We start from the raw sequence: 11,274 nt of genomic DNA on the forward strand, positions 1-11,274 counted from the left end.
CAATATCCACGGGGCTCCCCCTCTAGTCCGCCGCGTCGGCGTCGGCAGCGCGACGGAATTCCACCTGGACCTTGGCCTTGGCGATCGAGTCGTAGGCCAGGGTGCGGGGACGTCCCTTGACGTCCAGGGTCACGCCCTGGTCGTCGGACTCGGTGACGCGACCGGTGACGTCGCCGCCCTCGACGAGGGAGACCTTCACCAACCGGCCCTGGGAGCGGCGCCAGTGGCGCGGCAGCGTCAGCGGACGGTCCACCCCCGGGGAGGTGACCTCCAGGACGTAGGGCAGTTCGCCCATGACGTCGGAGGAGTCCAGGCTCTCGTTGACGGCCTGACTGACCTCTCCGACGGTGTCCAGGTCGACCCCGTTGTCGGAGTCCACGACCACGCGCAGCACCCGACGCTTGCCCGCGGGTGTCAGCTCGACGGCCTCCAGGTCCAGTCCGGCTTCGGCCAGTACCGGCTCCAGCAGCTCGGCGATGCGCTCGTTGCGCGCCTGCGCTCCCATGCGTGTTAGCCCCTCAAACGGCGAAATCCCGCCCGCTCGGCCGTGTGCCGTGAACGGGGCGGTCCAGCTCTGTACGTAGTCTGCGACGAATCCGCCCTGTGCTCTCCTCATGGAGACACAGGAGCGCCGCGCGTCGCGTGCGACGGCGGTTGTGGTGCAAGGGTATCCACACCTGAACGCCCTCCAGGTCGGTCCACGCGGGCGGGGCGCGCCGCGGGGGTGCGGTCCGGTCACCGGATCACCGCCCTGGCAGGGGGTGTCGGTGCGGCCCGTGCCCGCCGCCACCCGTGGAAAGATGGGGGCCGACCGCCGCTGAAGGCGGCCGGCGTCGACGCCGCGCCGAACCGCGGGGCACGGGAGGAGAGCGCGTGGGCCAGGGGGATGTCAGCCGCCGCACGGTGCTGGGCCTGACGGTGACGGGCTTGGCTGTGACGGGTGTCGCTGTCGGGGTGAGCGGTTGCGGCACGGCCGACTGGTACCCCTTCGACGTGACCCCCGACGTGTCCGTCCTGCGTTCGCTCATCCGCGAGAAGGAGCGGGCGGTCGTGCGCTACGAGAGCGCGCTGGAGCACGGAACCGGGCCCGCCGAACTCCTCGAACAGCTGCTGGAGCACCACGTCACCCACCTGGACGCGCTGTTGGACGCCCTTCCGGAGGGGGTCGGCGCCCACGACGCCGCCCCGGCCGGGGCGGAGGGCTCCGACACGGGGGCCGAAACGGCCGACCCGCAGGAGGACCCCGCCCTGGACGCCGTGCTCGACGTCGCGGGGCTGCGTGCGCTGGCCGCAGCGGCGACCAGTGCCCGGTTGGACCAGGCCGCCGCGGTCACCGACCCAGGCCTGGCCCAGCTCATCAGCGGGATCGGCGCGTGTGAGGCCGGGCACGCCCACCTGCTGGACCGGGCCTGATCACCGGCGCGGCTTCCCGAAGAGACTCGAAGGCAGAAGGCAGGTAGTCAGGTGAGCGACAGCCCCGCGCCCGCGGAGAGTCCCCAGAGCCCCGAGGAGGGTGCGGGCCCGACCGGGGGCGGCGACCCCACCGCGGCGGCGCTGGCGGAGGCGCTGAGCGCCGAGCACGCCGCCGTGTACGGGTTCGAGTTCGTCGGCGGGGCCGCCGGGGACGAGACCCGGCGTGAGCGCGCCTCGGCTGCGGCCTACGAACACAAGGCGATGCGGGACACCCTGCACGCGGCGGCGGTGGAACGGGACATCGACCCCCCGCCCGCGCTGGCCTCCTACTCGCTGCCCGAGGGACGCTCCGGCACCGACATGGACGAGTTCGCCGCGGGACTGGAGGAGACGACGATGAGCGCCTACCTGTGGCTGAGCTCCTCCCCCGACACCGACCTGCGGATCACGGCGGCCCGGGTCCTGCAGGAGGCGACCGTGCGCTCGCTGGTGTGGGGCGCCGGCCTCGACCCCCTGCCGGGGTTCGGGGAGAGCTGACACCGCACACGGGAAGGGGGCTCCCGCGCCGGTGCGCGGGAGCCCCCTTCCTGTTCGACCTGTGCTGCTGCCCGGTAGCCGGAGTGCGGCTACTCGGCGCAGGCGGTGACGGTGCGCTCGACGATCTCGCCGACCGGGACGTCGGAGCGCTCACCGGAACGGCGGTCGCGCAGCTCGACGAGCCCGTCCTTGAGGCCGCGGCCGACGATGACCACGGTGGGGATGCCCAGCAGCTCGGCGTCGTTGAACTTCACGCCGGGGGCCGCCTTGCGGTCGTCGACCAGCACGCGCAGGCCCCTGGCCTCCAGCTCGCCACCGATCCGCAGGGCCTCCTCGACCTCGCCGCCCTTGCCGGTGCCGACCACGTGCACGTCGGCGGGGGCGACCTCGCGCGGCCAGACGATGCCCTTGTCGTCGTGCGACTGCTCGACGATCGAGGCGACGGCGCGGGAGACGCCGATGCCGTAGGAGCCCATGGTGACGCGCTTGGGCTTGCCGTCCGGGCCGAGCGCGTCCAGCTTGAAGGCGTCGGTGTACTTGCGGCCGAGCTGGAAGATGTGCCCGATCTCGATGCCGCGAGCGGTGTACAGGGTGCCCTTGCCGTCGGGCGAGGCGTCGCCGTCGCGCACCTCGGCGACGTCGATGGTGCCGTCCGGGGTGAAGTCGCGCCCGGCCACCAGGTCGACGACGTGGTGGTCGGTCTTGTCCGCGCCGGTCACCCAGGAGGTGCCGGTGACCACGCGCGGGTCGACGAGGTAGCGGACCTTGTTGTCCAGCAGGGCCTTCGGGCCGATGTACCCCTTGGCGAGGAAGGTGTTGGCGGCGAAGTCCGCCTCCTCCAGGAGGGCCACCTCGGTGGGCTCCAGGGCGGCCTCGAGGCGCTTGAAGTCGACCTCGCGGTCGCCGGGCAGGCCGATGGCGAGGAGCTCCCACTCCTTGCTGCCGGGTGCGCGGGTCTTGACCAGGACGTTCTTGAGGGTGTCGGCCTCGGTGAAGTCGCGCCCGAGCCCGGCTTCGTTGAGGAAGTTCACCAGGGTCTGGATGGTGGCGGTGTCCGGGGTGTGGTGCACCTGCGCCTCGGGGAGGCCCTCGACGGGCAGCTCGGCGGGCGCGGGGGTCCTCACGGCCTCGACGTTGGCGGCGTAACCGGACTCCGTGCTGCGCACGAAGGTGTCCTCGCCGGTGGGCGCGACGGCCAGGAACTCCTCGGAGGCCGAGCCGCCCATGGCACCGGAGGTCGCGGCGACGATGACGTACTCCAGACCCAGCCGGTCGAAGATCCGGATGTAGGCGGCCCGGTGCTTGTCGTAGGACTCCTGGAGGCCCTCGTCGTCGATGTCGAAGGAGTAGGAGTCCTTCATGTGGAACTCGCGGCCGCGCAGCACCCCGGCACGGGGGCGGGCCTCGTCGCGGAACTTCTCCTGGATCTGGTAGAGCACGACCGGGAAGTCCTTGTAGGACGAGTACTCGCCCTTGACCAGGAGGGTGAAGAGCTCCTCGTGGGTGGGGCCGAGCAGGTAGTCGGCGCCCTTGCGGTCCTTGAGGCGGAACAGGGTGTCGCCGTACTCCTCCCAGCGCCCGGACGCCTCGTAGTAGTCCTTGGGGAGCAGCGCGGGCAGCAGGACCTCCTGGCCGCCCATGGCGTTCATCTCCTCGCGCACGACGCGGGCGACGTTCTCCAGGACCATCTTGCCCAGGGGCAGCCAGGTGTAGATGCCCGGGGCGGCGCGGCGGACGTAGCCGGCGCGGACGAGCAGCTTGTGGCTCGGCACCTCGGCGTCCGCCGGGTCCTCACGCAGGGTGCGCAGGAACAGGTTCGACATCCGCAGTAGCACGGCCACTCCTCGGTGATCGCGCCCCGATGGGGGACGCGGGTAGGAAAATCTGGAGAAACCCAGGCTAGCGCCCTCCGGACGGGGTTCGCGCGGCCGTGCTTCTACGGGGGTGCTGCCGCGGGTGCCCCGCTGCGCCTAACGTTGAGGGGATTTCGAGGAGTGAGGCGGGGACATGGGCAGACGTGTGCGTGACAGGGTCGAGGCCGAGGAGGAGGTCTCGCCGGTGCCAGGGGTCGACCTGCTCGCCGACGCGGACCGGCCGAACTCGTGGTTCCTGCTGGTGGAGGGCACCCCGCAGTCCCACGTGGACCTGTCGGACCCCGGCTACCTGGACTTCTCGTACGTGCGGCGGATCGCGCACGCGGCCGACCTGGTGGCGCCGGAGGGCGAGCCGATCGAGGCGATGCACCTGGGCGCCGGGGCGCTGACGGTGGCCCGGTACGTCGCGCACACGCGTCCGGGGTCGCGCCAGCGCGCGGTGGACGTGGACGCGGCCCTGGTGGAGACGGTCCGGCGCAGGCTTCCGTGGGACCGCAAGGCGCAGCTGCGGGTGGGGATCGGTGACGCCCGGGACTGGATCGCGGCCCGGCACGAGTCCAGCGCCGACCTGATCGTGTCCGACGTCTTCGCGGGGGCGCGGACCCCGGCCCGGCTGACCTCCGCCGAGTTCTACGCCGAGGCCGCGCGGGTGCTGCGGCCGGGCGGGTTCCTGGTGGTCAACGTCGGGGACGGGTACGCCCTGAAGCACACCCGGGCCCAGGTGGCCACGGTGCGTTCGGTGCTGCCGCACGTGGTGATGACCGCCGAACCGGGGATCCTGCGCGGCCGCCGCTTCGGCAACCTCGTCCTCGTGGCGGGACACCGACCGCTGCCGGCGGAGGAGCTGGGGCGGCTGGCCCACCGGGACCCGGAGATGGCGCGTCTGGTGGAGGGCGAGGACCTGGACCGGTTCACCTCCGGCCGTTCCCCCGTGCACGACGCGGACGCCGAGGACTCCCCCGCGCCACCGACCGACATCTTCTAGGGAGTGTTCCGGGTCCGGTGTACTCCCCCGGGAGTAGCGGCGCCCCCGAAGTGTCCCCCTGAGGGGGACGGCGTCCCCGGCGTGGCAGCCGTACTGTCGGAATCGTGGCAGCACTACTCTCACGCGTTCCCCGCCCCACCCGTATCGACCTCTGGCTCGCTCTGGGGCTCCTCGCCCTGTCCGCGGGCAGCACCGCCGTCATCGAGGTCGTCGATCCGATCCCTGGGGACCGGGACGCCTGGCCGTGGGGATACGCGCTGATCCTCGTCGCCTGCCTGCCGATCCTGTGGCGGACCGCCTTCCCCCGCGTGGTGGCGGCGGTGACGGTGACGGCGGCGACCGTCTACTACCCCCTGTCCTTCCCTGACGGCGTGGTGATGCTGAGCGCCGCGGTCATGCTCTACACCGTGGTGCGCTGGGGGTACCGCGTCTTCGGCTGGCTCATGGGCCCCGGGGTGTTCGTCGCGCTCAGCGTCCACGGGCTCCTGAGCGGGGGCTCCCTGCGCGCCGAATCCGTGGCCACGCTCGCCTGGATCATCGTGCTGCTGTGCGCCGCCGAGGTGGTGCGCTGGCGCCAGGAGTACCTGAAGGCCGACCAGGAGCGCGAGGCGGAGGTCGCCCGGACCCGGGAGGAGGAGCTGCTGCGCAGGGCCTCCGACGAACGGCTGAGGCTGGCGCGGGACGTGCACGACACGGTCGCCCACAACATCTCGCTGATCAACGTGCAGGCCGGGACGGCGCTGTACCTGATGGAGAGCCAGCCGGAGCGCGCCGCGGAGGCGCTGTCCACCATCAAGCAGACCAGCAAGGACACGCTGACGGAGCTCAGGGCCATGCTGGGGGTGCTGCGGGCGGTCGACGAGTCCGCGCCCCGCTCCCCGGTCCCGGGCCTGGACCGGGTCCCGGACCTCGTGGAGGGCGCGCGCGGAGCCGGACTGGAGGTGGTGCTGGAGGTGACCGGTGAGGAGCGGCGCGTGGCCGTGGGGGTCGAAGGTGTGGCCTACCGGGCCGTCCAGGAGGCGCTCACCAACGTGGTCCGGCACTCGGACGCGGGCAGTGCACGGGTACGGCTCGACTACGGGCCCTCGGAACTGCTGGTCGCGGTGGTCGACGACGGCCGCGGGACCGTGGGCCCGCCCGTCGAGGGCAACGGCATCACCGGGATGCGCGAACGGGCCGCCCTCGTCGGGGGTTCGGTGGACGCCGGCCCCGTCGAAGGGGGAGGATTCCGGGTGCGGGTGAGGCTGCCGGTCGACGGCGGCCCCGCGCAGGGACAGGGGGAAACAGGTTGATCCGGGTACTGCTCGCAGATGACCAGGCGCTGGTGCGGGCGGGGTTCCGCGCCCTGTTGAACAGCGCCCCCGACATCGAGGTGGTCGCGGAGGCGTCCGACGGCGCCGAGGCGGTCCGCCTCGCGCTGGCCGAACGCCCGGACGTGGTGCTGATGGACATCCGGATGCCGGGTGTGGACGGTCTGGACGCCACCGAGCGCGTCCTCGCCGAACCCTCCCTGGAGCGGACGCGGGTCGTCATCCTCACCACGTTCGACCTGGACGAGTACATCTTCGACGCGCTGCGCGGCGGCGCCAGCGGCTTCCTGGTCAAGGACATCGAACCGCGCGACCTGCTCCAGGCGGTGCGGGTCGTCCACGGGGGCGAGGCCCTGCTCTCCCCCGGCATCACCCGGCGGCTGATCGCGGACTTCGCCCGCCGACCGTCGAAGCCGCCCGCCCCGTCCACGCGTCTGAACGGGCTCACCGACCGCGAACGCGAGGTCCTGGCCCTGGTCGGCCGGGGGCTGTCCAACGACGAGATCGCCCGGGAGCTGGTGCTCAGCCCCGCCACGGCGAAGACCCACGTCAGCCGCACCATGGTGAAGCTGGGGGTACGCGACCGGGCGCAGCTGGTGGTGCTCGCCTACGAGACCGCGCTCGTGACCCCCGGCTGGTCCGGCGACGACCCGCCGGGCCGCTGACGCCTGCCGGGGAACCCCGGGCCCGGCTCAGGGTTCACCCTTACGCCCACGGGAGTAGGACCGCGGCCGGAATACCTCCCTTGGTGGCCCCCAGGTGTCGCCCCGGAGACGATGTGGCGCCCCTGACCGTCGGCGGATGCTGTTCAGCGTCCCCACCGCCGACCGCAGAGGCCCACCGATGTTCGAAGACCCGCTCGTACTGGCCAGACTCCAGTTCGCGCTGACCGCGGCCACCCACTACATGTTCGTCGCGCTCACGCTCGGTCTCGCCCCCTACATCCTCGGCACGCAGCTCCTCGCGGTCCTGCGCGGCGACCGGTCGCGGATGCTCTCCGTCCGGTTCTGGGGCGGGCTGTACCTGGTCAACTACGGCATGGGGGTGCTGTCCGGGCTCGTGATGGAGCTCCAGCTCGCGCTGAACTGGAGCGGACTGCACGAGATGTTCGGGTACACCTTCGCGGCTCCGCTCGCCATCGAGACGATGACGGCGTTCTTCGTCGAGTCCACGTTCCTCGGACTGTGGATCTTCGGCTGGGACCGCATGGGCAGGTGGGCGCACCTGTTCTGCTTCGTGGTGGTGACCGTGACGGCGTACTCGTCGGCGTGGTGGGTGCTGGTCTCCAACGGCTTCCTGCGCCATCCGGTGGGGTTCGAGATGGTGGACGGGGTCGCGCACATGACGGACCCGGTCGCCCTGATGGCCAACCCCGCGGCGGTTCTGGCCTTCCTGCACGTGACCAGCGGGGCGATGCTCGTGGGCGCCCTGGTCGTGGCCGCGGTCGGCGCCTACCACCTGCTGCGCGGCAACGACCCGCACGGGATCTTCCGGCGCGGGATGCGCTACTCGGCCTTGGTGATGACCGTGATGCCGTTCGTCGTGGTGAGCTTCGGCGGAGCGCAGTTCCAGATCTTCGGGCAGGACCCGCCCACCAGCGGGCTGACCTACTCCGCCGAGGAGATCCAGGCGATCGAGGACGCCGGGCGGAGCGCGTTCGTGACCGCAGCCAACGCGGCCGGGGACATCGTGATGATGTCCGCCTGGGGAGTCATGTTCTTCCTGGGGCCGATCATGCTCGTGGCCCAGTACGGCGGTCTGCTGAACCCGCGGCGGTGGTTCCCGAACCTGCTCCCGTCCTGGTTCAGGCCGGGCCGCTGGGGCCTGGCCGTGCTCCTGTTCTCCCCGTTCCTCCCCTACCTGGCGAGCATCGGCGGTTGGGTCTACCGCGAGACCAACCGCCAGCCCTGGGTGGTGGTGCACCACCTGACCACCGCCGACGCCGTGACGCCCATGGCCCCCGGCGCCGCGCTGGTCTCCTTCACCCTCTTCACCGCCGCCTTCGCCGTCCTGGCCGCCGTGACCTACTGGCTGCTGGTCCGTTTCGCCCGTCGCGGCCCCGAGGGAGGTCCCCTGGCGGAGCGCCGCGAGGAGGAGTCCCCGGAGACCGCCGCCCCCGTCCACACGTTCTGAGAGTCGGAGGAAGACAGCCATGGAACTCCTCTCAACAACACTGCTTTCCGCCGCGCTGCTCGCCCTGTTCGTTGTGGGCTACCTGGTGCTGGCCGGATCCGACATCGGCCTGGGCATGCTCCTGCCCCATGTGGCGCGCACACCCGGGGAACGACGCCGCGTGGTGTCCGCCATCGCGCCCTACTTCCTGGCCTCCGAGGTGTGGCTGGTCGCCGCGGTCGGGGTACTGGCCGGGCTCTTCCCCGTCCTGGAGCACCACGTGGTCGGCGGCCTGTGGCCGGTGCTCGTCGCGCTGGCGGCCGGGTGGCTGGTCCGGGACGCGGGGCTGTGGTTCCGCGCCCGGGTGGACCGCCGGCGGTGGCGGTCGGCCTGCGACACCGCGATCGTGGCGGGCAGCTGGACGCTGGCCGTCTCCTGGGGGCTGGTGCTGACCGGCCTGGTCGGCGGCGGGCTGTCCCCGGACCCGTTCACCGTCCTGGGCACGGCCTCGGTGGTCTCCCTGTTCGCGCTGCGCGGCGCGGCCTTCGGCGCGGAGCGGCTGGTGGGTCCGACCGAGGCCGAGAGCGCGGACGCGGCCGCCCGGGCGACCCGGCCCCTGGCGCGGTTGGCACTGGGGGCCACCGTTGCGACGCTGTTCGCCGCGGTGGTCCTCGGCGGTCCCGTGCCGGCGGACGCCGTGATCGCGGCGGTGCTGGTCGCCGTGCTGTTGGCGGCCCTGGCCGCGACCAGCGGGCTGACCGGGCCGATGCTGTCGCGGCACACCTCGGCGCTGGCGATCGCGGTCCCCGGGCTGCTGGTGGCGCTGTCCGCGCAGCTGCCGACGGCGGAGGTTCCCGGCGTGACCGGTGCGTTCGTGTGGGCGATGCTGGCACCCGCGGTTCCGGTCATGCTCCTCGGCCAGGTTTGGCTCTACCGAATGACACGCCGGCCCGCAGCGACCCCGACCTTCTTCGCCTGATCCCCGCGAAGAAAGCGCTGGCCAGGAGCGGGGGAACCGAAGAGTGCCGACCCGGACGCCCCGGGTAACGGAGGAGTAAGGTTCCCGTCCCTGATTGGGAAAGCCGGACAACGGGCACTTCCTGGTGCGGGAGACGTACTCGTGGCGCCACCTCCTCTTCGCGAGCTCTGGCGTGATCGCGCACGGGTACCACACCGAGCCCCGAGGAGGGACTGTGCCTGATCCCCTGACCGGACCACCGCACCAGCAAGGTTGCAGCTGCGGCCCCAGCTGCGGTTGCGGCTGCCAGAGCGGTGGCGCCTGCGGCTGCACGGGCAGCTGCGGCTGACCGTTCTCGACCGACGGGCTGTCCCTCCCCTTGGGGGCAGCCCGCTCCCCTTCCCACCCGGCCGCCGACCCCCGCGCCAAAACCGCGTTCCGGGCCGACCACATCCCCCACATCGCGACAATCAGCAACGATATGTGTACGCTGAGTCACAGCGCTTTCCCTTGGGGGATGAGCCGCTGCGTATCCACCCATTGGGGGAGATCAGCGATGCCGCCGTTCACGAGACCAGCGACACGGAGGGGCCGCCCCTCCGAGCACGCGAGGCTGCTCCAGTGCGTGCAGCAAATCCTGGAGCGCTCCGACCGCGCCGTGCCATGGGAACCGGATACCGTCGGGCTCCCCGACGCCCGCTCCGACAGCGCCCTGGCCCGCATCAACGACGTCGCCTTCTACGCCAACGCACGCAACGAGGTGTCCGCCCTCGCGAGCGTCTGCGTCGACCTCCTCCACCTGCACAACCCCGACGGCGAGGACGAGCGCCGCTGCCAGGGCTGCCGCCTGCCCTGGCCGTGCCCGACCTTCGGCGAGATCTCCCGGCTCGTCAGTTGAACCCCCGCGGGGCCCGCGGCCCCGAACGGACGTCGCCCGTCGAGGTCGGGGCGCGATCCGACTTCGACGGGCGACGGTCCTTCGGTCCACCTGCCGCCAGTGGCACCCCACGAGCGAATCGTCGGGCGCCCTCACCGGGCGAGGCTTACCCAGAGGTTAATACTGGAACGTGTTCTACCGCAAGACCCGAGCCCCACTCGGTTTCAGTCGAAAAGCCTGATGGCATAGAGAAAACCGTCGCGTGTGGACAATCCAGACGTGTGTAACAGGATCTACTCGACGAGGCCCTGCGGGACCGCGGAGCGTTCACTGAGAAGGGTCGGCGGCGGGCGCCTCCCGACACTCGGGGCCCGGAGCGGACCCCGGGTCGGGGGCGGGGCGGAAGCGGGGGCCGGCCGGCCAGGCCCAGGGGCGGGGGACAGCCCCTGGGACCGGCGGTGACAGGGTGCGCCAACCCGTACCTCCGGTGGACGAAGGACCCTCCCACACGCTTCGGGGCGCACCATGTCCAACAGACGTTAACGAGGTGCCGGTAACACGAACACCCCCCTTCGGATAACCGGAACGTCTCGATTCCCACCTGACAGAGGGAAGGAATCAGCCCTGACCTGCAACAACACACTGCAACCAGGGCAGGCGCCTCGCCGGACGCCTCCTCCTGCCGACGAGGGGAGGCGCCCGGGAGGAGAAACAGGGGAACAGAAAAGCCCTCGCCGGACAAACCGAAAAAGGAAACCCTCCGCAACGGGAAAGAGAAAGGTTGCAGAGGGTTGCAATTCAAGCGAGGGCCAGTCAAAACCCCCCCGGGAGGAACCCCAGGGAGGAGCCTCAGCTAATCCTGGTAGCCATCAAATACGCACTGGGCGAATCGGCGTCATTGATTTCCGTAACCCTCCACACCTGGCCGCCGACACTGAACACATCACCCACACGAACATCGATCATGGGCGTGGGACGCCAGTCTTTCGGACCGCCGATCTTGGCCACCGGCCGTCCGTCGTCGTCGGTCCAGAAGCTCCCTCCGCCAACGGGTCCGCCCGCGAAGCGGTCGTTGCGACCGTAACTGATCTTCTCCTGCGCGCCGATCTCGTGGACCACCGTGGATTCAGTCCCAACCGTCTCGAACTCCATTGAAAACGCATCCATATTAACCCGCGCCAGCCAATGAAACAGTGAACCGGCGGATC

Annotated in this window: 11 protein-coding genes; 8 read left to right on the forward strand and 3 right to left on the reverse strand. The window is 71.3% G+C overall.

The annotated features are described in order from the left end of the window. Positions 1-22: 22 nt before the first annotated feature. Positions 23-505, reverse strand: a complete 483-nt coding sequence (rimP, locus tag D458_RS0101425) for a ribosome maturation factor RimP (protein ID WP_017584943.1) — start codon at positions 503-505, stop codon at positions 23-25. A 368-nt stretch (positions 506-873) separates the two neighbouring features. On the opposite strand from rimP, the gene D458_RS0101430 reads away from it, so the two are divergent. Both D458_RS0101430 and D458_RS0101435 read left to right on the forward strand, forming a co-directional pair. Beyond that, positions 874-1,413, forward strand: a complete 540-nt coding sequence (locus D458_RS0101430) for a ferritin-like domain-containing protein (RefSeq protein WP_017584944.1) — start codon at positions 874-876, stop codon at positions 1,411-1,413. Between the two features lie 51 nt (positions 1,414-1,464). Beyond that, complete coding sequence (locus D458_RS0101435; protein WP_017584945.1) at positions 1,465-1,950, forward strand: ferritin-like domain-containing protein; 486 nt, start codon at positions 1,465-1,467, stop codon at positions 1,948-1,950. An 89-nt stretch (positions 1,951-2,039) separates the two neighbouring features. Here D458_RS0101435 and D458_RS0101440 read toward each other — a convergent pair whose 3' ends face one another. Then, positions 2,040-3,773: a proline--tRNA ligase gene (locus D458_RS0101440; RefSeq protein WP_017584946.1), complete on the reverse strand. Its 1,734-nt coding sequence runs from the start codon at positions 3,771-3,773 to the stop codon at positions 2,040-2,042. Between the two features lie 184 nt (positions 3,774-3,957). Here D458_RS0101440 and D458_RS0101445 point away from each other — a divergent pair, with 184 nt between their 5' ends. The 6 genes from D458_RS0101445 to D458_RS0101470 all read left to right on the forward strand — a co-directional run bounded on the left by D458_RS0101445 (position 3,958) and on the right by D458_RS0101470 (position 10,087). Next, entirely contained in the window at positions 3,958-4,809 is an 852-nt protein-coding gene (locus tag D458_RS0101445) for a spermidine synthase (protein WP_017584947.1), read from the forward strand. Positions 4,810-4,913: 104 nt separating this feature from the next. Continuing rightward, positions 4,914-6,101: a sensor histidine kinase gene (locus tag D458_RS0101450; protein ID WP_017584948.1), complete on the forward strand. Its 1,188-nt coding sequence runs from the start codon at positions 4,914-4,916 to the stop codon at positions 6,099-6,101. Continuing rightward, positions 6,098-6,784 (forward strand): response regulator, encoded by a 687-nt coding sequence (locus tag D458_RS0101455; protein ID WP_017584949.1) that lies wholly within the window; start codon positions 6,098-6,100, stop codon positions 6,782-6,784. Before D458_RS0101450 ends, D458_RS0101455 begins: the two co-directional genes overlap by 4 nt. A gap of 178 nt (positions 6,785-6,962) precedes the next feature. Further along, positions 6,963-8,252 (forward strand): cytochrome ubiquinol oxidase subunit I, encoded by a 1,290-nt coding sequence (locus tag D458_RS0101460; RefSeq protein ID WP_026118884.1) that lies wholly within the window; start codon positions 6,963-6,965, stop codon positions 8,250-8,252. Between the two features lie 19 nt (positions 8,253-8,271). Then, positions 8,272-9,210, forward strand: a complete 939-nt coding sequence (locus D458_RS0101465) for a cytochrome d ubiquinol oxidase subunit II (RefSeq protein ID WP_017584951.1) — start codon at positions 8,272-8,274, stop codon at positions 9,208-9,210. A 604-nt stretch (positions 9,211-9,814) separates the two neighbouring features. Next, on the forward strand, positions 9,815-10,087 hold the full coding sequence (locus D458_RS0101470; protein WP_017584952.1) for a hypothetical protein: 273 nt from the start codon (positions 9,815-9,817) through the stop codon (positions 10,085-10,087). Between the two features lie 828 nt (positions 10,088-10,915). On the opposite strand, the gene D458_RS0101475 is transcribed toward D458_RS0101470, so the two are convergent. Then, positions 10,916-11,218, reverse strand: a complete 303-nt coding sequence (locus D458_RS0101475; RefSeq protein ID WP_017584953.1) for a DUF6406 domain-containing protein — start codon at positions 11,216-11,218, stop codon at positions 10,916-10,918. Positions 11,219-11,274: the final 56 nt, after the last annotated feature.

The sequence above is a fragment of the Nocardiopsis ganjiahuensis DSM 45031 genome, from assembly GCF_000341085.1.
In the GTDB taxonomy this organism is placed as follows: Bacteria; Actinomycetota; Actinomycetes; order Streptosporangiales; family Streptosporangiaceae; genus Nocardiopsis; species Nocardiopsis ganjiahuensis.